General features: G+C 42.6%; 23 protein-coding genes and 1 pseudogene. 7 read left to right on the forward strand and 17 right to left on the reverse strand.

Annotated features, from left to right (window positions below):
- Positions 1 to 316, forward strand: a 316-nt coding sequence (locus FA047_RS20690) for a hypothetical protein (protein ID WP_205943315.1), incomplete at its 5' end; no start/stop codon positions are given.
- Between the two features lie 107 nt (positions 317 to 423).
- Here FA047_RS20690 and FA047_RS13765 read toward each other — a convergent pair.
- From FA047_RS13765 to FA047_RS20695, 4 genes and pseudogenes are all read right to left on the reverse strand, one after another.
- Positions 424 to 1,167: a LytR/AlgR family response regulator transcription factor gene (locus FA047_RS13765; protein WP_205943316.1), complete on the reverse strand. Its 744-nt coding sequence runs from the start codon at positions 1,165 to 1,167 to the stop codon at positions 424 to 426.
- A complete protein-coding gene (locus FA047_RS13770) occupies positions 1,164 to 2,870 on the reverse strand; it encodes a sensor histidine kinase (protein WP_169304413.1) in 1,707 nt (568 codons plus the stop codon). Before FA047_RS13770 ends, FA047_RS13765 begins: the two co-directional genes overlap by 4 nt.
- 56 nt (positions 2,871 to 2,926) lie before the next feature.
- On the reverse strand, positions 2,927 to 4,093 hold the full coding sequence (locus tag FA047_RS13775; protein ID WP_136836664.1) for a TlpA family protein disulfide reductase: 1,167 nt from the start codon (positions 4,091 to 4,093) through the stop codon (positions 2,927 to 2,929).
- A 102-nt stretch (positions 4,094 to 4,195) separates the two neighbouring features.
- A pseudogene (locus tag FA047_RS20695) lies at positions 4,196 to 4,405 on the reverse strand (HigA family addiction module antitoxin); the annotation flags it as partial.
- Between the two features lie 111 nt (positions 4,406 to 4,516).
- Here FA047_RS20695 and FA047_RS13785 point away from each other — a divergent pair.
- Both FA047_RS13785 and FA047_RS13790 read left to right on the forward strand, forming a co-directional pair.
- Positions 4,517 to 5,080 carry a thiamine pyrophosphokinase gene (locus FA047_RS13785; RefSeq protein ID WP_136836665.1) on the forward strand — a complete coding sequence of 188 codons (564 nt, stop codon included), beginning with the start codon at positions 4,517 to 4,519 and terminating at the stop codon, positions 5,078 to 5,080.
- Positions 5,077 to 5,571: a GNAT family N-acetyltransferase gene (locus FA047_RS13790; protein WP_136836666.1), complete on the forward strand. Its 495-nt coding sequence runs from the start codon at positions 5,077 to 5,079 to the stop codon at positions 5,569 to 5,571. The genes FA047_RS13785 and FA047_RS13790 overlap by 4 nt, the downstream gene beginning before the upstream one ends.
- A gap of 2 nt (positions 5,572 to 5,573) precedes the next feature.
- On the opposite strand, the gene FA047_RS13795 is transcribed toward FA047_RS13790, so the two are convergent.
- Positions 5,574 to 6,524: a M20/M25/M40 family metallo-hydrolase gene (locus FA047_RS13795; RefSeq protein ID WP_136836667.1), complete on the reverse strand. Its 951-nt coding sequence runs from the start codon at positions 6,522 to 6,524 to the stop codon at positions 5,574 to 5,576.
- A gap of 5 nt (positions 6,525 to 6,529) precedes the next feature.
- Positions 6,530 to 7,615, reverse strand: coding sequence for a DUF4407 domain-containing protein (locus FA047_RS13800; protein ID WP_136836668.1), 1,086 nt, complete (start codon positions 7,613 to 7,615; stop codon positions 6,530 to 6,532).
- A gap of 246 nt (positions 7,616 to 7,861) precedes the next feature.
- Here FA047_RS13800 and FA047_RS13805 point away from each other — a divergent pair, with 246 nt between their 5' ends.
- Positions 7,862 to 8,179 (forward strand): rhodanese-like domain-containing protein, encoded by a 318-nt coding sequence (locus FA047_RS13805; protein WP_136837104.1) that lies wholly within the window; start codon positions 7,862 to 7,864, stop codon positions 8,177 to 8,179.
- A 2-nt stretch (positions 8,180 to 8,181) separates the two neighbouring features.
- Complete coding sequence (locus tag FA047_RS13810) at positions 8,182 to 8,370, forward strand: DUF6358 family protein (protein WP_136836669.1); 189 nt, start codon at positions 8,182 to 8,184, stop codon at positions 8,368 to 8,370.
- Here FA047_RS13810 and FA047_RS13815 read toward each other — a convergent pair.
- Positions 8,357 to 9,394 (reverse strand): dipeptide epimerase, encoded by a 1,038-nt coding sequence (locus tag FA047_RS13815; RefSeq protein ID WP_136836670.1) that lies wholly within the window; start codon positions 9,392 to 9,394, stop codon positions 8,357 to 8,359. The genes FA047_RS13810 and FA047_RS13815 overlap by 14 nt on opposite strands.
- 78 nt (positions 9,395 to 9,472) lie before the next feature.
- Here FA047_RS13815 and FA047_RS13820 point away from each other — a divergent pair, with 78 nt between their 5' ends.
- Positions 9,473 to 10,441, forward strand: coding sequence for a hypothetical protein (locus FA047_RS13820; RefSeq protein WP_136836671.1), 969 nt, complete (start codon positions 9,473 to 9,475; stop codon positions 10,439 to 10,441).
- On the opposite strand, the gene FA047_RS13825 is transcribed toward FA047_RS13820, so the two are convergent.
- The 3 genes from FA047_RS13825 to FA047_RS13835 are packed head-to-tail and all read right to left on the reverse strand — an operon-like array spanning position 10,438 to position 13,534.
- The gene (locus FA047_RS13825; RefSeq protein WP_136836672.1) at positions 10,438 to 11,055 is read right to left on the reverse strand and encodes a rhomboid family intramembrane serine protease; all 618 of its coding nucleotides are present in this window, start codon (positions 11,053 to 11,055) and stop codon (positions 10,438 to 10,440) included. The genes FA047_RS13820 and FA047_RS13825 overlap by 4 nt on opposite strands.
- A 2-nt stretch (positions 11,056 to 11,057) precedes the next feature.
- Complete coding sequence (locus FA047_RS13830; protein ID WP_136836673.1) at positions 11,058 to 12,800, reverse strand: M14 family metallopeptidase; 1,743 nt, start codon at positions 12,798 to 12,800, stop codon at positions 11,058 to 11,060.
- A 20-nt stretch (positions 12,801 to 12,820) separates the two neighbouring features.
- Complete coding sequence (locus FA047_RS13835) at positions 12,821 to 13,534, reverse strand: outer membrane beta-barrel protein (RefSeq protein ID WP_136836674.1); 714 nt, start codon at positions 13,532 to 13,534, stop codon at positions 12,821 to 12,823.
- A gap of 67 nt (positions 13,535 to 13,601) precedes the next feature.
- Here FA047_RS13835 and pepT point away from each other — a divergent pair, with 67 nt between their 5' ends.
- A complete protein-coding gene (gene pepT, locus FA047_RS13840; RefSeq protein ID WP_136836675.1) occupies positions 13,602 to 14,855 on the forward strand; it encodes a peptidase T in 1,254 nt (417 codons plus the stop codon).
- A gap of 27 nt (positions 14,856 to 14,882) precedes the next feature.
- Here the strand turns inward: pepT and FA047_RS13845 are convergent, their stop codons facing one another.
- The 7 genes from FA047_RS13845 to FA047_RS13875 form a co-directional block, all read right to left on the reverse strand.
- Complete coding sequence (locus tag FA047_RS13845; RefSeq protein WP_136836676.1) at positions 14,883 to 15,572, reverse strand: class I SAM-dependent methyltransferase; 690 nt, start codon at positions 15,570 to 15,572, stop codon at positions 14,883 to 14,885.
- Between the two features lie 18 nt (positions 15,573 to 15,590).
- Positions 15,591 to 16,988: an MBL fold metallo-hydrolase RNA specificity domain-containing protein gene (locus tag FA047_RS13850; RefSeq protein ID WP_136836677.1), complete on the reverse strand. Its 1,398-nt coding sequence runs from the start codon at positions 16,986 to 16,988 to the stop codon at positions 15,591 to 15,593.
- A 6-nt stretch (positions 16,989 to 16,994) separates the two neighbouring features.
- Entirely contained in the window at positions 16,995 to 17,201 is a 207-nt protein-coding gene (locus FA047_RS13855) for a YtxH domain-containing protein (protein ID WP_136836678.1), read from the reverse strand.
- A 663-nt stretch (positions 17,202 to 17,864) separates the two neighbouring features.
- Positions 17,865 to 18,761 (reverse strand): BT_3044 domain-containing protein, encoded by an 897-nt coding sequence (locus tag FA047_RS13860; RefSeq protein WP_136836679.1) that lies wholly within the window; start codon positions 18,759 to 18,761, stop codon positions 17,865 to 17,867.
- A 23-nt stretch (positions 18,762 to 18,784) separates the two neighbouring features.
- Positions 18,785 to 20,806: a RagB/SusD family nutrient uptake outer membrane protein gene (locus FA047_RS13865; RefSeq protein ID WP_136836680.1), complete on the reverse strand. Its 2,022-nt coding sequence runs from the start codon at positions 20,804 to 20,806 to the stop codon at positions 18,785 to 18,787.
- Positions 20,807 to 20,912: 106 nt separating this feature from the next.
- Positions 20,913 to 24,038, reverse strand: coding sequence for a SusC/RagA family TonB-linked outer membrane protein (locus FA047_RS13870; RefSeq protein WP_136836681.1), 3,126 nt, complete (start codon positions 24,036 to 24,038; stop codon positions 20,913 to 20,915).
- A gap of 14 nt (positions 24,039 to 24,052) precedes the next feature.
- Positions 24,053 to 25,369: an IPT/TIG domain-containing protein gene (locus FA047_RS13875; protein ID WP_225872737.1), complete on the reverse strand. Its 1,317-nt coding sequence runs from the start codon at positions 25,367 to 25,369 to the stop codon at positions 24,053 to 24,055.
- Positions 25,370 to 25,395: the final 26 nt, after the last annotated feature.

Consider the following 25,395-nt stretch of genomic DNA (forward strand, 5'->3'; position numbering starts at 1 on the left):
GCAATCAGTCTTCTTCAGTTTATCCTGGTCGTTTCGTCCAGATTCAGTTTCTAAAAACTTATTGTTTCAATCTTGTGTATTCCGTTACCAAACTCCGTTTGGTAACTCCCGTTCTGTTTGGGATTGCAAAGGTAGAAATCTTTTTATTATTGTCAAGCTTTTTTTAAAACTTTTTTTCTTTTTGTTTTTCATGCTTTTCAAAGCAACAACCGCCGAAGCAGACCCAAAAACAAAAGAGACATTTCCTATCTCAACAACCTTTCAAAAACCAGCCTTTCGACTGTCGCTCTTCCTCCGAAGCGGGGTGCAAAAGTAGGAAAAAATATCCCCTCTCCAAACAATCCGCAACATTTATTTTCATAAATTTCTTAATCACCTGTAAAACAAGGAGAAAAATTGACGCCACGGTTTAAGAATCCAAACCTATAGTTCTTTTAGCAAATGTTTCCTCTGCCTGCTCACCGGGATACTCATCCTGTTGGCCATTATCAAATAACCACCATCCGCTTTTTTAAATGAATCAATATGGGTGCTATTGATCAGCCAGGACTGATGGATCCGGATAAAACCATAGACTGAAAGAACCTGCTCATATTCAGAAATGGGTTTCGAGACAACAATAGGCTTATTCTCTCCGTTGATGTAAAAACTGGTGTAAGTATTGTCGGCGCCGCAGCAGACGATATTTTCTATCAGCACATACCTTATCTCATGCTGATCGGGCAAGGCTATTCTTTTCTGTGTGTTGTCCCGCTGGTGTCTATACGACTGCAACAGCATCGCAAGCTGCTCGGCCTGGGAACTTTTCTGCTGACCAACTTTGTGAACTGCAGCGATCAGTTCTTCCGGCATCACCGGCTTTAGCAGGTAGTCTGTCGCAGAAAATTTGATGGCCTGTATCCCGTATTCGTCGTGTGCGGTAACGAATATAACATGCGCTTTATGCTCTGGCAGCTGTTTCAGCAGATCAAATCCGGTTTCCTGCTGCATCTTGATATCCAGGAAAAGAATGTCAACAACATGATCGGCCAGAAATTCCAGCGCCTGTTTTACCGAATTTGCACTGCCGGTAATGGTCAGATACGGACAATAGTTGCCCAACAACTGTGATAGCGTTTCGACAGCATTTTGTTCGTCATCCAGGATAAAACAGCAAAGATTATTCATGAAAGCCAGTTTTGAAGCGTAAATCTAGTCATTGTTCCTGTTCCTTCCTTATAGTTTATCTGCATATCAATGGACATCATTTCAAGTTTATCATTATATACCGCCATACGTTTTCTGATTAAAGACAAGCCATGGCCTTCATGTACCGCAGCACTGTCCCAACTGGCGTTACCATTGTCAGCAATATCAACATACAGCGTGTTGTCCTCATTAAAGACCCTGATGTAAATCACCGGCGATGCTAAATCCCGGTTAAAGGCATGCCGAATACTGTTCTCCAGTACTGGCTGCAACAACAGAGGAGGAAAGTCAATCATTGAAGCCTGGATTTCCGGTGCAATCTCAATCGAATAAGAAAAATCCATTCTCTCCTGTTCCAGCTTTAAATAATCCGTTTCCAGCGCGAGTTCCTCATGTAATGATATAAACTCCTTCCTGCCGTTGTTCATCACATCCCTCATAAATCCGGCAACATTTCCAATGTAAGCGTTTACCCGCTCAGGGTCACGACTATTGAATGTACCCTGAATCGCATTCAGTGAGTTGAAGAGAAAATGGGGGTTAAGTTGCCCACTCAGCAATAAAAGCCGGGCCTCCGTATCCTCGCTCTTACGTTTCAGCGCCGCGAGCTTCCTCTTACTCCTCCTGTCCCGCAGATAAAACCATAGTCCACCGACAGCAACTAAAAGCAGACTAATCACCGCCACCTTTCTCCAGGGCATTTGAAATGGCCGCTGTTTTACGCGCATTGTTATCTTATGTACCGTCTCAGGCTGACTACTGTACCTAAGGTAGATGTCCTGTGTTTTCCCTTCCGGCAACTCTGCACCAAAAATGATATAAGCTGAGTTCTCACCATTTAATCCTTCTATCGACTTCCATTGGTCAGAATTTTTTTCAAAAGCGTACTGAAGTTCATCATTCCCCAGCTCGCCAAATCTTAAGATGCCGATAGTACCGTAGTCCTTTTCAAAAATATTGGATTTACGTCCCTGCTCCGTTTTAGGTATACCTGAATTTATATTTAAAATATTTTGTAAATTGATGCTAAAATCCTCACTCTCCATCGGCAATTCATAAAACACGAAATTAGTGGCCTTATCTTCTACACGGATAACGGTAATGGTCTTCACAATTTTTTTAGTTTCAATGGCCCTAACGGTAACCTCCACGGTGTCGTTGATGTGAAGGTTGAAGGTCCCTGCATGGAAGCTGGGCATATCTATTGAGTAATCTTTATCTTCCTGAAGCTCAAGAATCGGAATCCAGGATTGAATAGTCTTGCCATTCTGTTTTGCAGAAAATTCAAGCTTCCGGTAATCCGTTCCTCCATACGAATGAAAATATCGGACTCTCTTTCCTTTTTCCATCAAAAAATTTGGGAGGAACGTGATCCCAATCAGCCCGGCCGATATCAGGTGTTTAGCATTCCTAAATTTACCAAAAGCTGGATCGCTATCATTTCGCCCACAACAAAACCTTTGCGGCGTAAATCCGGACCCGGTCATTACATAACTAAAATCAGGTTCGGCATCAACTGCGAAATCTACCTGACAGCTATCGCAGATTTTTCCCGCCACCCGTTTCTTCAGTGAAATGTTCGAAAAACCACGATCCAGATATTGACCCTTTCGCTTCTGTCTGCCAGAGACGCTTTGGTAGACCACACAGATCAATAGAAGAAGGACGATGCTTTTTGACATTTTACAATTGCGGGAAAAGGTCGGCAAGATCGAAAAATATATGTGAAAACCGTATTTCATCGTCTGCTAAAATTAGGTTGTGATTTCAGTTCTTTTCTGATCGCCTGCTCCAGCTTTTGCTCCGTGTCCTCACCTTCCCCGATCTCCACCAGTTTTACCTGCCCATCCCTGCCAATAATCATCGTAGTAGGAAAAGCATATAGCTTATAATTAGTCATCATTGATCCCGCCATGTAATATTGCGAAAAGAGGATTTTCCTTTCCTTTAAGAATTTCCTGATCTCTCTGGCCGAGGTATCACGCACATTGATCCCAACGATGGCAACATCTTCATTTTTAAATTTCTCCTGCAGCCGCTGGATCTTGGGAATCAGAACCTTGCATGGCATGCAGGAAAGATACCAGAAATCCAGCAATACAACCTTGCCTTTGAATACTTCATGCGACACTGGTCTTCCGTTTCTCACATTCACTGCAGAAAACTTAGGGGCAAAGCTTCCTGGCTTTAAAGTTTCATAGTTGTTTTTATCCAGTTCCTTTTCCACCGGCCCGGAGAGGAATGCCGAAGCGACAGAGGCCTCGGCATCGGATGTAGGGATGGACAGGGAAAAATCATAGATATCCACAGCCTCCTTTCCACTTTCCAGCTTTTTGGAATACATCAGTCTTCTCACCGGCAAAAGGTTTTTCTTGTCGATCCAATACCGGTTGTAGTATCGCTTGCTGATCAGATCTATCGTTCCGTAATCAATTTTTTTCCTGACTATATCTATAATATAAAACTTTTCCTTTTCAGGCCCGGACACAAACCTGATCGAGTCATCATGCTTACTCAGAAGGGGACGCTCCTTACCGAGGATGTTATAAGGATTAAAAGGGGCGAGGTCATGGCTGTCCCACTTGGTAGTATAAGTAGCCGTTGCTTGCGGAAACTTCTTTTTATATAAGGTATCATTACGCACAAGCCATACCGAAAGGTCTTCGAAGTAGATAAGCCAGTCTCTGTTTTTGCTTATAGTTCCGTTGACCTCCGACCTCACCACTCTGGGCCATCCATCCCTGATCATGGTATCGAGTTTAGTCATCCGATAATTAATCGGTTTTATCCTGGCCAGTCTGTCGTAAGATCTCTGAAGGATCCCCAGAGCAGCAGTATCAATGGATTGTGCGGAGCAATAACACGCCGATATAATAATGGACAAAAGAATAACTGTTTTTTTCATTTCTATCTGTTTTTTGATCAAAAATGAAGAGCAGAATCCTTAGCTCATTACCAAAACCTGAATTCGGCATCCTTTTCTTTGAATATGTCGGTCGGCATCCAGTTACAGAACAGCAGCTTCCCAGAAAACACGAATACTCGTGGTATCCACTTTCTTTATGGTCTGGAAAAGATCATAATTATCCTGTACCTGTAGCCAGAACTCGGCAGTAGTATTGCTAAATCCTGTAGACAATTTTATAGCCATCTCCGGAGTTACAGACTGTTTAGCATTAATTATTGCCGATAAAGTTTTCCTTGTAGTCCCTAAACCGACAGCTACTTCTCAACAGTAAGCTTCCTCCCTGTCGCTTCAATAATGCCATCATTTGTTTCTCTGATCAATTCTCCCGTGATTATAATTTAGGTCCTTATATTTGCAGGTATGTCGTCACATCATATCGTTAGAGAAAGGCAGGAGCCAGCACTTTACATTCATCACCTGGGTGATTTTAATGAAGAATACCTGGGTCAGCTATTGGAATGGAGTCCTACGCTGATTGTCAATGCTGCTGTTTATGAAAAGATAGTCAGTCTTGGCCTTAAGGTAGATGCCGTTGTCACCACGACAGACGAGGACTTCTTTCAGGAGAACATCAGGATCATCAAAACAGAGAAAGACGAACTGGACGCCGTACTAGATTTTCTGATCGGCGAAAAATACCCTGCTGTAAATGTCATTGACCTGAAAAGCAATTTACGGGAAATGGGGGATTATGTCGCAGCAATCAATATCGTAGTATTTACGGAAACTGAAAAAGCATATGCAATAAAGCCTGGGTTTAAAATATGGAAGCCCAAGGGCAGAATATTCAACATTGAGGTGGTTTCTTATTTTGAAACGAGCAACCTGATGCAGAATGAGCATGAAGAGTTTGTGGTCGTCAATGATGGGTTTGTGGAATTTAACTTCACAACTCCTTATTTATTTATAAGTGAAAGGTTATGATCGTCTTAAGAAGAGCCAAAGAAGCTGACATTGCGAGTATCCAGGATTTAGCCAACCGTACCTGGAGGGTTACCTACGCTGAATATTTGTCTGCCGAACAGATTGACTACATGCTCAGGAAAATGTATAGTACCGAAGAACTGCTGTCCCAATTGCAGCAGGGTCATACTTTTTTAGTAGCACGGGAAGGAGAGGATGATCTTGGCTTTGCCGGATTCTCTTTAACTGATCCTGAAAACAAGCTTTATAAACTGCATAAACTTTACGTACTTCCTGAGACCCATGGAAAAGGCGTCGGTAAGCTACTGATCAATGAGGTCATCAATTTAATAAAGGACAAAGGGGCAAGGGCGGTGCAGCTTAATGTAAACAGGAATAATAAAGCGGCTGATTTTTATAAAAAGGCCGGCTTTGAAATAAAAGAAACCGTCGACCTGGATATCGGCGACGGTTTCTATATGAATGATTACGTAATGGAGAAATCCCTGTAGTCTTATTCTACAAGTCTGGGAATCCTGGTCGGAGTATCTGTACCCTTCACAATAGAAATGGCACTTTTTGCAATTGCTTTAATGGTAGATAGAATATTATCAGCATCCAGCGTGCTATACTCATCTTTAATCGTGTGGTAGAATTTATCTGTATCTATCTGATCTGTACTTATGGTATGCGCCGGGACTCCCAGTGCAGCTAAAGTTGCATTGTCACTTCTATAGAACAGGTTTTGCCTTGGGTATGGATCTGGATGAAAAGTGAACTCGGTACCGGCAAGGTTCTTTTGCAGTATTTTGCCAAAATCAGATTTGTCAAAGCCAGTAATGAATGCGGTGTTCTTGCCAAACTTACTTTCCTTACCGATCATCTCGATATTGAACATCGCCACCACATGATCTGGATTTAGCTGTTTTGAAAAGTGCCTGCTCCCGAAGCCACCGATTTCTTCGGCTGTAAAGGCAACGAATATCAGCGTGCGCTCATTGTTTTTTAGCTTCTTATAATATTTGGCAAGGGCAATCATGGCCGTAACACCAGAAGCGTCATCATCAGCACCATTGGCTATGCTGTCCTGTCCATCCCCTTTTATAATTCCAAGATGATCATAATGTCCGGAAAAAACCACCAACTCAGCCGATTTTGATTTTCCGGGGATCACCCCCACCACGTTAAACAGTGGTCTTTTGTCTGTCGAGTCTTTAAAGAAGGTTTGCCTGTAGCTATCCGCTCCATTCAGGGGCTGTAACCCTATTTCTTTAAACTGCGCTTCTATAAAGGTAGCCGCCCTGTCAATCCCGGGGGTAAAAGTTCCCCTGCCTTCCATCTCGTCACTGCTCAGTGTTTTGATCAGGTTATCTACATATTCTTTGGTAATGATCTTGTTGATGTCCTGAGCAAATGTTTGCTGTGTAATGAGTAATGCCAGTAAGGTATAAAAGATTCGTTTCATAAATATTAGCTGTTTCTTAGTTGACTTTTTCTTTTTTCTATTGCTGTAGACACCCGCGTGTCGTGTACTTCATCAATTACGGTGACCTCGAAGTCCCTGTCCTTATCGGATTCATGGACTTGTGCAGTCTCAATGTTTTCTATAGATTTGTCATAGGGCCCCCGGCTGCTCATCAGCTTGACAAATACAGGGAGACATTCAAAGAAAACAAAAAGTAGTCCAATAAAAGTAATGGCGAGCGAAGTATTTAAATCCCGTTTTCCGTTGGAGGTAAAGCTCAATTGCCCAAGTGCCCAGTTCCTGTCGGCGAAGCCGGCGATGCTTGTCAGACTATCCAGCTCTTTAGTGGTGTATAGCTTTTCTGTCATGAGGCCGTCAAACTGCTTTCTCCCGTCGACAAAACCTTCCAGCTTTCTGATTTCGGCAGAGAGGGTATCCAGTTGCTGCTGGCGTTGTTGCAACTCCACTTCTTTTCTTTTGGCATATGGACCATAACCCATGATGCCGGAGGTTTCAGTGGTTTTATTGCCAAAGATTTCAAAGTTCAGTTTCTGACGGTCGGCCTTAATACCGGAGTGCATGGAATCCCGCCGTGCTTTTGTTTCATTCAGTTTGCCGATCTCAATCTTGTATTTATTGTCGAAAGCAGCATTCAGGGTATCAATCTTTGAGCGCTGGTTGTTGAGATAGCTTACTTTCAGCCGCTCCTTAATTTCTTTATCAAATATCTTCAGCTCAAGTGGTCGGGATATGACAATCCCTATCATGATGGCCAGCAAAATCCGTGGCGTTGCCTGCCATACCTGTTTGGTGGTCGATGCGCTTTTATTGATGCTGGATACAATGTACCGGTCCATATTAAAAATAGCAAGACCCCAGATTAGGCCAAACAGCAAGGCAAAAACAACAGCCATTGCATCTCCCTTAAATACAAAGTACATGGCATAACCACCGGATAACGCAGCGAACAATCCGGTAAAAAATATGGTAGCCCCAATGCCAATGTATTTATTGTGCTCTGTGGGATGTTTTTCCAGAGTAGAGATGTGTGCACCGGAACAAAACCAAAAGAAACGTGATATAGCATTCATGATATGATCAAAGTTAATAAAGAATACTATTTAAACGCCCGAGGTATTAAGTTGTTACAGGATTTTTTGTGATTTACTTTAGTTTATGTTATGTTTTCTAGCCCCATCGTCATCCTGAATTTATTTCAGGATCTTAATGCGACCGCTATTACATCGATGTATGGGCGGAGATCCTGAAATAAATTCAGGATGACGACTGCTTTAAATAAGCAATTTAATTATCTTTGAAAAAACTTATAGGATATGATTAAGGAAATAACTGTTGAAGAGCTGAAGGAAAAAATAGACAATAAAGAAGATTTTCAGCTGATTGATGTGAGAGAAACATTTGAGTATGAAACCTCAAATCTTGATGGTCTTAATATCCCTTTAGGCGGCATTTTAATTGAAGCAGATCAGATTGCTACAGATAAGCCGGTTATCATTCATTGCAGAAGCGGCAAGAGAAGTGCTGCTGCAGTAATGCAATTGGAGCAACAATTAGGATTGACTAATTTATACAACCTTAAAGGTGGGATTCTTGCATGGCAGGAAGCTTTTGATCCAAATATGCCGGTTTACTAAGCATGGGAAAAAAGATCGCATTAAACGTTTTTTATAACCTGGGTATCATCGTTTCTATTTTCGGAATGGTATGGGCTTATAACAACACGAAATATTTGGTGATTGCACTATTTGTTGCTACAGCTGCATTTTTTGCTTATCAGAAAATACAGCTGATCAAGGAAATGCGTAATTCACTTAAGAAGAAGTAAACAGCGTAGCTGGCACTTCTTCCAAACCTAATCCGGGCAGGTCATTTAACTGATACCTGCCCGCATTTATTTCAGGGGCTTTAAAAGGATTGTTTTTGGTGAGCCATGGACCGTCCAGGTCCGACCAGTTGCACAGGGGCGCCAGTGCAATACCAGCCAGTGTAGCACAGGAGGTCTCACTCATACAGCCAATCAGGACCTTCATGCCGGATGCGCGGGCTTTTAGGATCATCCGGTGCGCTTCATACATTCCCCCGCTTTTCATCAGCTTTACATTAATGCCATGATAGGCTCCTTTTACGGCATCAATCTCTGCCAGCCTTTGTACGGCTTCATCTGCTAATATCGGAATCGGACTCCTCCCGGTCAGCCAGGCATTTCCTTCAATATCATTTTTATCCATGGGTTGCTCAATCAACAGCGCACCCTGATCATGCAGCCAGTAAATCATGTCAATTGCCTGGGCTTTGTCTGTCCATCCCTGATTGGCGTCGATATATAAGGGCAGGCTACTCACGCTCCTAATGGTATTGATCAGTTCTTTATCATTGTCCCTCCCCAGTTTTATTTTGAGCACTTTAAATCCCGTCGCATCTGCAACTTTCTCGCGGATCACTTCCGGGGTGTCAATTCCAATGGTATAGGAGGTCAGGGGCATTTTTAGCGGATCTGCACCGTAGATCTGGTAACAGGGGCTACCTGTGATTTTCCCTTTAAGGTCATTCAGGGCTATATCTATAGCCGCTTTTATGGCGGGCTGACCTTTATCTATGCCATCCAGGTAAGCAATGATGGTTTCAAAATCAAAAGGGAAAATGAACCGTTTCCAGTCTACTTTATTCAAAAAAGCAATAGCAGTTTCTACGGTTTCCCCCATATAAGGTACCATGGAAGCTTCGCCGTAGCCCTCAATATTTTCGTAGGTCAGCCTGATCAGCATGACCGGTGTGCTTGTTCTTGAAAATTTTGCAATGGCAAAAGGGTGTTTCAGTTCCAGCTGATATGAGGTATAGGCTAACTGCATTGTAGATGTGCTTTGCTAATGTAAAATAATAGGCGTTGAAGCGAATGTAAAAATAATATGCCTAATTTGTGCCACAGTATGAATAGCACAATATACCAACCCTTTAAAAACTTTGATTTCAAGTACAAAAACTGCTTTTTAAGCGGAGATATCTTTAGTACGCCTGTGGTAGAAACTACAATATTGCCGCAATGGCTCTTAAAGGTTGCCAATTTTACGGGGAATGAACAGATTAAACTGCTGGATGAAAGTGTGCGTGCTTACAATACATTAAAGGTTCCCTGCAATACAGAGGTACTTACGCATTTTATTGAGCCCCTGGAAGAGAAGATCGCAGGTGCTTTTGCAGGAGGGTATGTGCCAGTCGCAAAACTGGATCAGAAAGACCTGTTCAATTGGATCGGCAAATTTATGTACAGCCTGATCTATATAGAAATGAATGCCGCAGTTCGCCTTCAGCAGCTGAGTGCCGACGGGGTAAATATGTCGCAGGGCTTAATGCATAAGTTTGGCAACCTGCACACCATGATCCAGGGTATTTACCTGGATGTTGTGTTTGAAGATTTTACTCCATGGTCAATTGTTGTGGTCCCATTGAAGGAAAAAGACACTCCTTTTAGTTTCAGGGATGAGATCAATACCATGACCTTTTCTATGAAATTAAATGACTTCGGAATCATTGCCTGTTTGCAAGACAATGGCACAAACAAGAAATACCACGGGGAACTCATCAGTCAGATTGAAGGGACTGAATTGTCGGCCGAACAGTTTGAGGAATTATGCGCCAGGTTTTATTATTCTGCCTACTTGTTTAACCGCTTGCCGGAATATGCCATCCTTCCGGTAGAAGGTTCTATATATATAGATGCCATGCCCCTTAGGGGCACTTTAAATAAAGCACTGTTTGATCATTGGCAACATAAGACCTACGCACAGGTGCTGCAGGACTTCTGGAAACCATGGGGGCATACCTTGTTTGAGATCATCAAAGATCCCACAAAACCAATGAGTTATTTTGAGCCTGCTGCTTTGCCTGAAACCAATTAACCAATCTTGGCCATAATCTGTGCAAGGAAATTAGGGATCACTCCTGGAACAATTAACACAGTAACAACTAATCCTGTTAATGCGCCGAAAAAGTGTGCGTCATGATTGATGTTATCTCCCGATTGCTTTGCGGCATACACACAGTAGATCAGGTAAAGGGGACCAAATACAATAGCCCAGATCGGGAGCGGTATTGGCATAATGTACATGGTTATAAAAGGATCGAGCAGGATAGCGCTAAACAATACAGCACTGATGGCTCCTGATGCACCAAGGCTGTTATACCAGAGATCATTTTTGTGTTTAAAAATGGTAGGTATGTCACTCAGAATAAGACCTGCAAAATAAATTATTGCGAACGGGACTGAACCAATCCTTGCTTCCAGTGCAAATCCGAAAGAGAAAAAAGTAATCATATTGAAAATCAGGTGCATCCAATCGGCATGGATCAGTCCGCTTGTGATTAGTGTATATATTTTATGCCTGCGGTAAACACTATAAGGGTGCAGCATAAACTTCCCATACAATCCATGGTCATTAAAAGCATAGATACTGGTCACAATTGTAAATACAAATATCAGGGAGGCAACGGGCGTGTAAATTAAATATTCCATGCTTATTTAAGGGTTAATTTAGTGTCGGTTAGTAATCTGGCAACTGGGTATCTCAAGTGCGTTTTTTCGTAATAATCAGAATTTTTATAGACAAATTCAAGCTGGGCATCAGCATTTTCACGAAGTTCAGGGTTTTTAGCCTTTGCCTCCTCTAGTTTTTCTCTAAGTCCGGGAGTCTTTTTCAATAACTCTGCTGCGGTATCTTCAAATACATAGGCAGAAAAATGCTCTTTCATTCCAAGGATTCCATCAAAGAAATTCCAGTTAAAAAATGAATCCATTGCCTGAGGTTCTAATGTTTCGACAATGTAGCGATTTACGGGCTGGTTTACATATACCAGGTAGTCTCCTTCATAAAACTGCAGCTTTTGTTTCACCGGATTTAGCTTTACCGCAGAGTGCAGGTAGTGTCCCTCGAATGGCTTGCTCATGGTTTTGTAATCGGCAATATAGTAGGACTCTGCTTCTATTAGTGCGTCTTTTTGCAATTCTAAGACTTTAACATTGTTTAATTTTAAAAGGCCGATGACCTTGTCCCATGCTTTTGGGATGATGTAGGCAACGGGTTTATCTACTATGACTGAAGGCTCAAATTTATTCCACTGCTTAATAAGTTTCGTATATGGCGCATTTTTGTCGTAGTATAAACGATCAAGGCCGCTGACTTCGCTGGGTTTATATTTTGCTGCGTAACCTTTGAACTCCAGTTCATCAGAAATCTTGTCATTTAATTTCCACTCTAAGGCAAACTTCTGCTGGCGGGCGGTTTCTTCATCCGCCTTGCGTTTGTTTTCGCCTATTACCTTAGCGTCGCGTACCACCACATCAATATAGATCTGCAATAATTTGTAGGTGGCATCCACCCTTTTATCGTAATCCTTTAGCATGTGGGTTTCGGGCATGAAGCCAATCGTATTGTGCAATGTCGTATAACCCGTCGAGTAACGCGGAGATTCCAGAAACCCGGTGATGCCGGCATCGGGTGTTTCCTCTACAGAGTTTACATAAGGGATCATCTCGTAACCGCTCTTTTTCATCTGGTCATATAAGGACGGTATCATAGTACCTGTCATGTAGTTCGACAATATAGGATTCAGCTTGTCTTTCTGTGTAGGAATCAGCGTCATTACATATTGGTAGTCTGCCCCGTTGCTGGTGTGGGTATCTACAAAAACCTCAGGCTGCCAGGTATTAAATATTTCCTGAAAAGTCCTCGAGTTCCTGCTGTCTGTTTTGATAAAGTCTCTGTTAAGGTCGTAATTTTTGCTGTTTCCTCTAAAACCATAGGCAACAGGTCCGTTCTGATTGGCCCTTGAAGTGCCTGTTCTGTTGAAACTCCCGTCTATATTATAAACGGGGATGATGCAAATCACAACATCTTTGGACAAACGATCTGACTTTAACAGATCTCTTGCCAACATCATGCTCGCATCGATGCCTTCCGGCTCACCGGGATGAATCCCGTTATTGATCAGCAAAACTCTTTTATTTGCCTTTCTTATAACCAACGGATCAAAAGTTTTATCCTTTGACAGCACCAGCACATGCAGCGGTCTCCCAAAATCTGTACTTCCGTAACTCAGCAATTTAGCCTGTGGGTAGGTTGCCGACAGCGTCTTATAATGTTTGATCGCCTCCTCATAGGTAGCAGTTTCTTTTTTACCGCTTAACTCATATGGTGTCTGTTGTGCTGAAGTATTCATGGTAATGAAGAGAAATAATAAGAGTAGATAGCCGTATTTCATGGTTTGAGATTGGAACAAAATCAATATAGTGATTTGGAAGACAGGCCTATAAAACCAAAGTTATACCTTAAGCCAATGGAAAAATAGGTATAAATATCTGGGTTGCCGTTTTTAAAAATAATGGGCGAATCGTCGTATCCATCCAGACCTTCACCAAGGGTAACATTTGTCTGGTAGTTGATATTGATACCAAACCGGGGTCTTTGCGCAAAATCAGGAAAGTAAAAATTAATTCCCACATTTAAAGGTACCATCAGGTCATTAGAGGAGTTCTTTCCAGGAAATACATAGGGATTCCCGGAATTGACAGTGCTGGGCTTGACGGTTACACGGTTTACGTTATTGTGCACTATTCCGGCACCGGCACCCACGTAAAACCACTTTACCGCTCTTGCAAAACTGCTCCTGTCGTAATCAATTAAAGCGCCCAGGTATATTTTCCCATTGATACTTGCAGCCTTATATTTATTGATGAACTCTCTTTCATGGGGATCAGTCTGAACGTCTCCTCCCCTGATCTGGCCCATTTGCAATTCCCCCCCGAGGCTTAAAAATGGGGTAAAAAAATAATCAGCAGTTCCATAGCCTGCAAAATCATAACCATGCTTCTTCACATCAGTAAAAGATTGAGTTGGCCCATATCCGGCACCGAGGCTGAGCTTGTAAAAATTAGACTGTGCATCTGCATTTAAACAAATTAATAAGGAGAGAAATGAGATAAAGGTAATTTTCATTGGTATAAATTGGCTGGAGTGGTCTAAATGATAATCTTATATATAACTTTGTTTTTTTAATATGAGTATGCTAAATTATCAAAATAAAAACAAAACACTTCAAAGCCGTTTTACAAAGTATGTGCAGATAGATACACAATCTGATCCGCTATCGAAAACGATACCATCAACGGCTAAGCAAAAGGACCTTGGAAAAGTATTGGTAGCTGACCTTTTGGAAATAGGAATTGCTGATGCACATCTTGATGAATATGGTTATGTATATGCGACCATCCCTTCCAATACAGATAAAAAAGTACCTGTAATCTGCTTTTGCTCGCATATGGATACTTCGCCTGACTGTACTGGTAAGGATGTAAAACCAATTATCCATACGAATTATCAGGGACAGGATCTGGTGCTGCCGGATGATCATGCTATTGTATTAAAAATGTCTGAACATCCGGATCTTAAAGATCAGATCGGCAATGACATCATCACGGCAAGCGGAACCACCTTGCTGGGTGCGGATAATAAAGCTGGTGTTGCGGAGATCATGGAAGCTGCAGCTTTCATGGTACAAAACCCGGAAATTAAGCATGGAACTATTAAAATTCTTTTTACCCCTGATGAAGAGATCGGCCGTGGGGTAGATAAGGCGGATCTTCAAAAATTGGGCGCCGATTTCGGCTATACCATAGACGGTGAAACGCTGGGTTCTATAGAAGATGAGACTTTCTCAGCTGATGGTGCCGTGCTTACAATCAATGGTGTAAGTGCGCATCCGGGATTTGCCAAAGGTAAAATGGAAAGCGCCATCAAAATATTATCGGATGTAATTGCTGCATTGCCTGCCGACTGCCTTTCTCCAGAATCAACGGAATTAAAAGAAGGTTTTATTCATCCGGTGAGCATCAGCGGAAATGTAGAACAGGCGGAAGCACGTTTTATCCTTCGCGCGTTCAATGATGAAGAGCTTCAGGCCAATGGGGAACTGCTGGATGCAACGGTTCAAAATATCATTGAGGATTTCCCTAATTCTACCTACGAACTAAAGATTACAGAACAATACCGCAATATGAAAAAGGTATTGGATCAGTATCCTGACATCGTTGCGAATGGTATAGAGGCGATAAAAAGAGCCGGGATTACACCAAAACAACAAAGTATCAGAGGAGGTACAGATGGTTCACGCCTCTCTTTTATGGGCCTTCCCTGCCCGAATATCTTTGCCGGAGAACATGCTTTTCATGGTAAACAGGAATGGGCATCTGTTCAGGATATGGAAAAGGCAGTGCAGACCATTGTTAACATTGCTCTAGTCTGGGAAGAGAAAGCATAGAGAACACTTTTATGTTATCTGGCGAGGCTAAGCAATTTGCGTAAGCCTCGCCAGGTATTGATCAGCATCATCTACAAAAATGATTTCTGTATGCCATCCCTGCTTTTTAGCGACATCTATCAGGGTTTTCTGGTCGACATAGATCCACTTGAACCAGTTCCCTTTAATGCTTTTATATTCATATCTGAAGCTTACTTCTCCATAATAACCATTTAACGGAAAGGCTACTTCCTGGTAGAGGTAAGAAAGATCTGAACTGTCGAATACAAGTTGGCCACCAGGATTTAATAATCCTTTTACATGCTTAAAGAAAGATTTCAGGCCCGGAATCGACCCCGTAAGCCCAATCCCGTTCATCATAAATAATAAGGTGTCGTAAGTAGCGTCTTTATAGGTAAGAATATTTCCTTCAATGGCTTGCTTTAGTCCACGCTGCTTCATGATGGTTACTGCAGGAACAGAAATATCCATCCCCGTTACATCAAATCCACGGTTTTGTAAGACCAATGCATGGCTGCCTACTCCTGCGCCGACATCCAGTATTTTTCCTTTGCAAAGTTCGAGGGCTTTCAGTTCCAGTTCGGGCATTTCACCTTCATCCCTAAAGTAGATGTCCACAGGCATCTCCTCTGGTTCATCGTAAGAATTGTGTACCCATAAGGTCTCAGCAGGTGGTTTTGTATATTGATCCTTTAAAGCTTCACCGAAAACATCCATGCCGCAAAATTAAAAAAATTACAGCTCAAATTCCTGGTGATATTGCGGAATCTCTACATTTCTAAAACCCTGAGCGGCCAAGCGCTGCGCAAAATTTTGCTGCACATCAAACTCCCCGTGAACTAAAAATAGCTGCTTTACTTTGGAAGCATCCTGACCGGCAAGAAATTGCAATAGGTCCTCGTAATCTCCATGTGCGCTCATTGATTTGATAGCGCGTACTTCTGCAGCCACATCATACTCCTGTCCAAATAACCATACTCGCTTCTGCCCTGCAATCAATCTGCCTGCCAGGGAGCCCGGACTGGCATAGCCTACCATTAAAATGGTATTCTTCCTGTCGCTGATGTTATTCCGTATGTGATGTCTCACTCTTCCGCCTTCAGCCATACCGGATGAAGAGATAATTACACAAGGTTGCAGGTCGCTATTCAGCGCTTTAGATTCAGCCACACTCTCAATAAACCTCAACCCTTTAAAACCAAAGATGTCACGGTCTACTTTCATCACTTCTTTTACCCCGTTGTTATAAACTTCAGGATGATCCTTCAATACCTCCGTTGCTTCCAGAGAAAGCGGACTGTCTACATAGTAGGGGATGGCAGGAAGTTTTCCTTTTAGTTCCAGCCCGTTTAAGGCGTAGAGTAACTCCTGGGTACGACCAACACTGAATGCTGGAATGATGACTTTCCCTTTTTTATCTAAACAGGTATGTGATATGACCTGCAATAACATTTCTTCTATAGGGTCTAGATCCGCATGCAAAGAATCGCCATAGGTGGATTCCATGATGATGTAATCAGCCTGAGGGAAAGTCTGCGGACTCTTCAATAACAAATCCCCATATCTTCCTACATCGCCACTAAAGGTAATGCGGGTTTCTTTTCCATCTTCATTTATTTTCAGATGAACTACAGCACTCCCAACAATATGCCCGGCATCTGTAAAACACAGGGTTACATTCGGATCGATAGTAAAATCCTGCTCATAAGGGATGGTTTTAAACTGACTCAGGGTTTGAGTTACGTCCTCGTCAGTATAGAGTGGCATTTCCTGATCCTCTACCCGCTTAATTTTCCGGTTTGTATATTCTGCATCCTGCATTTGAATCTTAGCCGAATCCATCAGGAGGATCCTTGCCAGATCTTTTGTGGCCGGAGTACAATATATATCACCCCCGAAGCCTTCTGAAACCAGGCGGGGCAATAGTCCGCAGTGATCTATATGGGCATGTGAAAGGACAAGATAATTCACCCTTGAGGGTTCAAACCCAAAGTGCTCGTTTAAATTGTCTGTCACATCTCCCATGCCCTGAAACAGGCCACAATCCAATAAAATCTGAGTACCGTTATTTAGCGCAATCAGGTGTTTACTACCGGTTACAGCACGTGCTGCACCATGAAAAGCAATCTTCATTCAGTATTAGACCCTTACTTTAGCTATCGTATCTTTTACCCTGTCGGTAACATCCGCAAGTGTATCTTTAGAAGAATCGATCAGGTCACAGAACCAATCTGCTACCTTATCTTTCATATCTCCGCTTTTATCTGATGACAATATCAATGCTACTGCTGCGCCAAGAGCTGCTCCTGCCAATACGCCAGCTATAATTTTCGTTTCTTTCTTCATGATCTTTTTGTTTTATGAAAGGTAAACAAAAATGAGGCCTAAATAGTTTTTTGTTTTATCCTCCGCCTTTGAGCTTGTCCTGTATATCCTCACGCCCTATTTTTTTTGCTTTTTTACCAGATTTTGATATCTGAAGCGGTAAGAGAATGAAAGAATTGCCCTTATGCTGTCCAGACAGATACTTTTTTTAATATTCCATTTTATGGCCTGCTTTTCAAACTAAGTCGGAGCGCCCCCATTCTTGAAATACCGTGAACGCCCGACAAGAAGTCAATCATATAATCTGGTGTTGACTCTCTTTTTATGAGGGCTGTTTGTGTAGCGCGGCGAAGCACGAGTTTTCTCCCCCATGCATCGGGCATTGAATCCAGCTTAATATTCTCACCAAGCTGATCCCGAATTTTTTGATATTTGGGAAAACCACAATCTTCCTTGACTTCATAATGGGGTAATATTATATCCAAGTATAACTAAGACTTATAGAAAGATATATTAAAGGATAAGAAAGTCAACACAATAATAAGGTTGATAAACATAAAAAAGGCTTTAAACAAATCTAAAGGCTTTTTTATTCTGTGGTCCCCAAGATATAGAACTCGAACACTTTCCTAGCTGACTTGAACGTAAGTCTGCAGCTATGTTTGAACCGTATGGTTGAATAAATTAGCGATTGATCTCGATCCGTAGCTCTTCTTGCATACGTCGCGTAGTACCATTAACTACATACTCATACGATAATAAAAAAACATTGAATTTCCGACCAAAAGATTCCTCTACCCTGAAGACATTGGGATATCTTGTATCACCGTCCAATTGCTTCAACACGATATCCTTGTATGGCTTAATAGTGATTTTGTTATCAGCCCCCACTTCCAGTACAATGGAGTTCTTATTGATATGAGTCACATTACTTTCAAATGACTCCGTCCCGGCGATTACCCGGACACTATTACCCGTGAGGGGGAACAATTTCTTATTACCCGCTGTTACCATATCGTTTGCCAATCCAGTCATAGAGTAAAAGGTGTTTTCTGCCTGAGATGCATAATCGTTCTTGATGAGTACCTGATAGAGGAGCGTATTTTTCTTCGAATTTATTTCAATCCCAGAGACATCTGTAGCTTTTAATTCGATAAAATAAGTCGAATCCGGCGACAAACCATCCGGGCGTATCTTAACCATCGTACGTCCAGTACGTTCTCCAGCCTTGATCAGGATTTTATAATCCAGGATTTCATATTTATCCTTAGACAAGAGCTTTGCATACAAGTTCTTATCGGCATCAAAAAGCGACCTATTGTAAAAATCTAGCTGAGCGTCATCTTCTTCCAATTGGATAACCATGTCCTTTGTCGGCGAATGTGTCCCCCCAGCAGAAGCAGCAATATATCCTGTTACCTCCTTGCCTGTCAGGGGAACGATTTCCTGAAAAGTATTGTAATAGCTGCTACTGATCAAAGCAACCTCATTTTTGTACATTTCCTTTTCAAATATTTCGTTGTCTTTGCAGGACGAGAGCGCCGTAGCGAGTGCCAGCATCGTTATATACCTTCGTTTCATGTTTTCTATTTTTATCGTTTAACCTAATAGCCCGGATTCTGATCCAGAGAAGGTAATCTTCTCATTTCGGCGCGTGGTATGGGTACAAAAGCTAACTTTTTGTGGACTACCCGCGTCATAAATGATGATGTCCCTGGGATAACGCGTTGGTAATACGTTTCCTTAGTAGCGCCATCCGGATTCATACCGCGTATAGGCTCGCGTTCCGTTTCTTCATAGATTCCCCAACGGCGCACGTCATAAAAACGTCTATTTTCCCACAACAGCTCTACCATACGTTCACGTTCAATCTGTTTTTGAACTTCTGTGGTGCTATTGAGTTGGCTTGCCTTTAATCCTGGTAAGCCTGCACGATAGCGCACCAGATTAAAAGCACCTTTTATCTCTTCCGGATTTCGGGACACGGTATATTGCTGATCTCCCAGTTGTACAGTATGACTTCCAGTCAAATTATTAAGTGCTTCAGCATACGACAAGAGTATCTCTGCATAACGGATGATGGAATAAGATTTTTTCATGTGGCGGGCACCTGTACCCAGAAAAGCATCCATTGGGTGATTATATTTTTTGATGACGTAACCTGTGATCGGATAGTTAGGCGAAGCCGCAGTCACCCCTCCACGACCATCAGGCCCCTGGTAGTAGTACTTGGCTGTATAATTATTGACCGAGGTACTAGACTGTGCCTGCCATACCGCTTCGTTGAACCCAATGGAGGCGTAGAAGCGCATCTCGCGGTTAGCATACATTTTATATACGCCGGAATTGAGCGGGTATCCCGAAAAATTCCGAGGTTGAGTAGTATAGCCCGTTTCCGAATAATATCCGTTGGCAGCAGCTTCTTCTTTACTACGACCATCGTCCATCAGATAAGCATCAACCACTTTCTGCGTTACGCAGAAACGACCCCATCCACCCAGGGACGGTGGCATAGATCCTTGACTAATGGTTGTTTTCAGATACTCTGTATATCTGCCCCAGATGATCTCTTTATTAATTTCCGCAACAGCTTCGCCGTTAAAGATATCCGAATAGGATCTTAATGGGTCAATCCCTCCTGCTCCATCAGGATAATTACCGTAAAAATTAGGATCTGAGGTAACTCCCTGAGGAAGCGCAGGAGTTTTATCATCCCTCAATACGGTATGTAACCTATACACCCCAAGATCCATCACACGCTTTGCCGCGGCAGCCGCCACGGCCCATCTTGCTTCGTTATACTGCTGCGACACGTAATGTACATTGTCAGTCTTACGTTTCCAGTTACCAAAATAAGAACTGGCTACCGGCCCGCCATTAAACATCGGACTTGCATGGATCAGCCGCAGGCGTGCTATTAAAGCAAATGCAGCTCCTTTAGCAGGGCGGCCAAAATCCAGGATAGGCACTTCTCTAGGGAGTAACTGTGCTGCTTTTTCAAACTCTGCGCAGGTGTAATCCATCGTCTCGTCGTAGGTAGCTCTCGGCCGATCGTAATATTCGATGGTTTCGTTGGTATTCACAACCTCATCGCCCAGTAGTATTGCAGGGCCGTAATCTACCAATATATTGTAGTAAGCGTAAGCACGGATAAAGCGCGTGTATCCTTCAATCCTAAGGCGATCAAAATTGGTCATCCCCTTGGGACGATCAAGGTTTTGCAGGATACCGTTGCATTTACGAATGATCTTGTAGTAGTTTCCCCATTGATTTAAGTTAGGGTTGCTGTCTCCGAAGAAATCCGAAGAGATACGTCCCGTGGCAAAGTCCATCCCATAATACACATTACTTGACCCACCTCCGGTAAGCCCGTTCAAGCCTTCATCGGTAGCCATAGGGCCCGGAGTATAACCCAGCCGGATGGTATTTGATTCATCCGGAAACATGGCTGCTGCACCCCACATATAGGCCTCCATATTCCGAGGGTTGGCAAAAGCTGAATCGATGTTAAATTCATCGTCAAAATATTCGTCGATATTCAGATATTTCTTACAGGATGATGCCATTACAATCAACTGGATCATGAAGGCGACTAGGACTATTCTTTTTATGATTGATGTTTTCATCAGTATAAAATTTGTTTTTTTAATTGTTAATGAGCTATCATGAGTTTATTCATTTGCTTTGTGAGTGTAAACTCATGATGGTTCATATCATTAATTTGTATCTGCATTAAAAATTGACGTACAATTGAAATGAATATGTGGACGGTATTGGGTATTTGCGCCCATTCCAGGCGGCTTGTTCCGGGTCAAAAATTTTAACCTTATCCCATACATATAGATTGTTACCTACAAGTTGCAGATCCAGAGAGGAAACACCGATACGTTTCAGAAATACAGGGTTAATACTATAATTCAGTGTGATTTCCTCGAGACGTATGTAACGCGCATCTCCTTGCCAGAAAGTTGACAGCTGACTATTGTTGCTATTATTACCGTATTGCAAGCGGGGAAAGCGGGCATTGGGGTTTTCGGCCAATGCAGGATCTATACCGTTGGCTATAGCATAATCCATAGGGATCCATCGGTTTTTCGGATCCGATGCCAGGGAAAGTACATTACCTAATTCGCCTTCAAAGAATGGCATAAAGCCCATTCCGTTAGCCTTTGTTACCTCATTTACCGTTGTTGGTTGCCCCACATAGAAGAAGGATGTTTTCCCCGTTCCTTTGAATAATACGCCTAATGTTAATTTTTTGTAGCGGAACTCCCCACCCAGACCGAACATTGTCAAGGGATAGTTGCTATGTGTAAGCGGTACCATATCCAGTTTATCGATCATACCGTCTCCGTTTACATCCTTATATTTGATATCTCCAGGCAACACCTCTCCAAAAGTCTGCTGAGGGCTATATTTGATGTCATCTTCGTCTTTAAACAATCCCATAGCCTGATAACCCCGTATAGAATTATATGGGAAGCCATTATACTCCAGATAAGAATACTCCAGATAAGCTTGCTCCCAGTTCTGTACAACATTTTTAGAGTAGGTAAAATTACCTCTCAAGGTGAAACCTAAGTCTTTGGACAGATTGGTGGTATAACTTATACTTCCATCAATTCCGGAACTCTTCATGCGGCCCACATTGGCGAAGGGATTAGATATAACGCCCACATATTCCGGAACCTGTACCCGCTGTTGAAAAATACCGTTACGTTGATCTTTGAAAATGTCTACGACAAAATCTACCTTATTGTTAAAAAGCTTGCCTTCAATCCCTAAATTGGATTTAACAGCTTTTTCCCAGGCCAGGTTATCTGCCCCAATCCGTGTTTCACTAATCGTCTCGATACCGGGTACACCCCATACAGTACCATTACCCTGGTTTACCTTGGTTAGGTAAGGGAAGCGAATACTCGAAATCCTATCATTACCCACTGTACCATAGGAAGCTCTGATTTTAAAATAATTAAGCCAGGGCGCTGCTTCTTTTACAAATTTATACCCTGTAGGTACCCAGCCCAGAGCTATCGATGGGAAAAAACCATATTGTCTGCCGGGTTGAAAATTTTCTGAACCGGTATAACCAAAATTGACATCTAACAGGTAAGTATCCCGAAAACCATAGGTCAGCCTGCTTGATACCCCTTGATAGCGTAATGGGATAGCATTCATGTTACTGGTTGCATCCTCGGTATCTTTAGCATCACTGATGTAATAATAAACCAATGCGGATGTCCGGTGATCGGTACCGTATATCTTATCATAATTGATGACAGACTCAAAGTGGTATTTACGGTACTGTCGAGTAGCTTTGGTGTAACTTGCTTTTTGCTCTTGTACCGTCTGCTGCATAATAAGCGAGCCATCATAGGCCCGGCCTAAGGCATTATAAAGCGACGGTTGTACACGCCTGCGCTCGTTGAAATAACTATGTATATCGTAAGCTCCCTGAATGCGGAATTTAAGTCCATCCAATACCTGGGAAAGATCCTGATTGAGGGCCAATGTTGTTTTGCCTTTATATACCTCATCTGCCGCTTTACCCGTGCGGTTGATCATGACATAGGGCGATGACCGATCTCCATCTCCAAGACCTGGAAGCATACCATTGGAATATCGGGTAGGTATGGTCAGCGGAGTAAGTCTTGACTGCGCACCCCATATGTAGTCGGTATTTGCTAATCCCGGCTGATTCAGCTTAGATAAAAATCCATCCGATCCCAGGAAAACTTTGGTAGTTTTGGTCAGATTGACGTCCAGGTTGATCCTATAATTGTAAGTATTAAAACCCACGTTAGAGCTGTATACACTATTCTTGTCTACTTTATAAGCTGCACTTTCATTTTTGCCGCCAAGGCTCAGGAAATAACGTGCTACTTCAGATCCTCCACGACCACTCATATAATAGCTCTGGCGCCAGGAATTTTTATTGAGGATTTCGTCTTGCCAATCTACATCGGGATACATATCCAGATCCAGACCATCACGGATGATGCCCATCTCCGTCTGGTTGTACAAAGGGCTCTGGCCACGGACAACACTTGCCTCGTTTGCCAATAATGCGTAATCATGCGCACGTAAATATTCCGGCAAACGGTTGAGATGAGATAGGGTTGTATTGGCGCGCGCAGTAATTTGAATGCGATCCACCAGACCACGCTTGGTGGTAACCAACACTACACCATTAGCTCCCCTAACTCCATATACTGCGGTGGCTGATGCATCCTTGAGGATCGAGAAACTTTCAACATCCGCTGCGTCAATGGTATTAAGGTCGCCTTCTAAACCATCGATGAGCACTAAGGCACTGCTGTTAGCGCCAAATGTGCCGATACCACGTATCCAGAACTCAGAAATATTCTTGCCTGGTTCACCACTACCTAGTCTGGATATAACACCAGCGGCCCTTCCCCCAAGTAGGTTTGCAATCGATGGTGCCGGAGATTGAAGTTCCTTCACATCTACGGTGGTGATGGCTCCTACTGAACTTATTTTCCGTTGTACATTTCCCAGACCTACGATCATAACTTCATCCATGCTATTCGCATTTTCGAGGAGCTGGATCGTTAAACTGTTGTTTGATTTAATAGCCAGGTGTTCAACAGGGTTAAAACCTATATAACTAAAAACCACTTTATCGCCATAAACACCTTTAATATTAAATTTTCCGTCGCCATTTGTTGATGTACCGATAGAGGGTTTGTCTTTAACGTATACAGATACGGCTGGAATCGGCTTATTTTCCTTATCCACTACGGTACCCGAAATGGTTAAGTCTTTCACTTGTTGTGCAAACGTCGGCTTGAGCAATAAGCACAATGACAGCATACACATAATCTGAACGAACTTCATTTTAAATAGATTTATTACTCAATAACTAATTTGCGTATTCGTGCATTACTCCAGTCGGCGATGTAGATATCACCTTGCTCATTCACAGCCACTCCCCAAGGTTGGTTAAACAGCGACTCTACCGGCCCGCCATCTTTATAACCGGGAGTGCCGGGTTGGCCTGCTACCGTCGTTACTATATTATCAGCCGATACCATACGAATACAATGGTTATCATAGTCAGCAACAAACATGTTTCCTTTATTGTCAAACTTAATATCTTTCGGGAAGTTAAATAGCGCATCAGCCAGTGGCCCATCACGAAAACCACTACCACCAGGTGCATTGAGTCGTTTAAAACCACCCGTTCCATTAGGATCACGAAGATCCAGGACCGAAATACCTTGTCTGAATCCGGTCGGTGTAGCATTAGAATGGAGGGTGATATACAGGAGCCAGGGCTTTGCTGGATTAATTGCCTGACCATATTGCGAGCCATAAGGTCCCTGGTGAACAATTTTTGCCTCTAATGTCTCAGGATTTATTTTAGCAATCTTTCCATCACGATACCTAGTATAGAGATGCCCGTCATAAGGGCAATAAGTCACAAAATTTTTGTACAAATCGGCAGCAACTATCGAGTTCAAATCTGCTGTGGAGTATTTAACATTACGTTGACGGGGATACCAGGCTTCACGCGGATCGAACGTGAAAATTACTTCCTTGGTAGATTCGTGAGCAGCCGTCAGCATGCCAGAGACTCGATCCACGGTTAGGCCGTTGGCAAATAAGATACGACCGGTCAAGATTGATTCGATCAGTGGGGTCACTATGTTTTGGCGCTCATTTATTCTGGCTACTCCAAACGTAGCGGGATTACCACCATCCCGCCAAGACATAAATATATTGCCTTCGGCATCCAGTTCCAGGTATTTACCATACACTTCCGCCTCGGAGAGCGTTCCCGGCTTAAAGTTTTTTTGCCCGTTGCCGGTAACTGTGCTTACCTGCGCTTGAATATGGTATTCAAACTTATCTTTATAGACAACAGAATCTGCACCTATAACGACAGAAATTTGTGGCATATCACCCGGCAGGCGGGGTACGATGGCGTAAATCCGATCTCCACTGGTTGAGATAACTGTCGCTTTTGCATTATTGAAATAAACCTTGACTTTACCTGGATCAGTTCCAAAATTTTCCCCGTCCAAAAGTATCTTATCTCTGGCTCCTCCCTCATTGGGATAAAAAGATTTAAGCACTATCGGTTTTGAAGCGTCATGGTTTTTATTTGGGCCTTCTTTTTCGCTCTTACAAGAGAAAAAGCAAAATGAACTGATGCATACCCACAAGAAGGTAACAACACACTTTCGGTGAT

Source organism: Pedobacter frigoris, assembly GCF_005116445.1.
In the GTDB taxonomy this organism is placed as follows: Bacteria; Bacteroidota; Bacteroidia; order Sphingobacteriales; family Sphingobacteriaceae; genus Pedobacter; species Pedobacter frigoris.

Excerpts from the sequence above, each read along its gene's own strand:
- FA047_RS13765 (WP_205943316.1), bottom strand. The coding sequence starts at position 1,167 with ATGAATAATCTTTGCTGTTTTATCCTGGATGACGAACAAAATGCTGTC.
- FA047_RS13770 (WP_169304413.1), bottom strand. The coding sequence starts at position 2,870 with ATGTCAAAAAGCATCGTCCTTCTTCTATTGATCTGTGTGGTCTACCAA.
- FA047_RS13775 (WP_136836664.1), bottom strand. The coding sequence starts at position 4,093 with ATGAAAAAAACAGTTATTCTTTTGTCCATTATTATATCGGCGTGTTAT.
- FA047_RS13785 (WP_136836665.1), top strand. The coding sequence starts at position 4,517 with ATGTCGTCACATCATATCGTTAGAGAAAGGCAGGAGCCAGCACTTTAC.
- FA047_RS13790 (WP_136836666.1), top strand. The coding sequence starts at position 5,077 with ATGATCGTCTTAAGAAGAGCCAAAGAAGCTGACATTGCGAGTATCCAG.
- FA047_RS13795 (WP_136836667.1), bottom strand. The coding sequence starts at position 6,524 with ATGAAACGAATCTTTTATACCTTACTGGCATTACTCATTACACAGCAA.
- FA047_RS13800 (WP_136836668.1), bottom strand. The coding sequence starts at position 7,615 with ATGAATGCTATATCACGTTTCTTTTGGTTTTGTTCCGGTGCACACATC.
- FA047_RS13810 (WP_136836669.1), top strand. The coding sequence starts at position 8,182 with ATGGGAAAAAAGATCGCATTAAACGTTTTTTATAACCTGGGTATCATC.
- FA047_RS13815 (WP_136836670.1), bottom strand. The coding sequence starts at position 9,394 with ATGCAGTTAGCCTATACCTCATATCAGCTGGAACTGAAACACCCTTTT.
- FA047_RS13820 (WP_136836671.1), top strand. The coding sequence starts at position 9,473 with ATGAATAGCACAATATACCAACCCTTTAAAAACTTTGATTTCAAGTAC.
- FA047_RS13825 (WP_136836672.1), bottom strand. The coding sequence starts at position 11,055 with ATGGAATATTTAATTTACACGCCCGTTGCCTCCCTGATATTTGTATTT.
- FA047_RS13830 (WP_136836673.1), bottom strand. The coding sequence starts at position 12,800 with ATGAAATACGGCTATCTACTCTTATTATTTCTCTTCATTACCATGAAT.
- FA047_RS13835 (WP_136836674.1), bottom strand. The coding sequence starts at position 13,534 with ATGAAAATTACCTTTATCTCATTTCTCTCCTTATTAATTTGTTTAAAT.
- pepT (WP_136836675.1), top strand. The coding sequence starts at position 13,602 with ATGCTAAATTATCAAAATAAAAACAAAACACTTCAAAGCCGTTTTACA.
- FA047_RS13845 (WP_136836676.1), bottom strand. The coding sequence starts at position 15,572 with ATGGATGTTTTCGGTGAAGCTTTAAAGGATCAATATACAAAACCACCT.
- FA047_RS13850 (WP_136836677.1), bottom strand. The coding sequence starts at position 16,988 with ATGAAGATTGCTTTTCATGGTGCAGCACGTGCTGTAACCGGTAGTAAA.
- FA047_RS13855 (WP_136836678.1), bottom strand. The coding sequence starts at position 17,201 with ATGAAGAAAGAAACGAAAATTATAGCTGGCGTATTGGCAGGAGCAGCT.
- FA047_RS13860 (WP_136836679.1), bottom strand. The coding sequence starts at position 18,761 with ATGAAACGAAGGTATATAACGATGCTGGCACTCGCTACGGCGCTCTCG.
- FA047_RS13865 (WP_136836680.1), bottom strand. The coding sequence starts at position 20,806 with ATGAAAACATCAATCATAAAAAGAATAGTCCTAGTCGCCTTCATGATC.
- FA047_RS13870 (WP_136836681.1), bottom strand. The coding sequence starts at position 24,038 with ATGAAGTTCGTTCAGATTATGTGTATGCTGTCATTGTGCTTATTGCTC.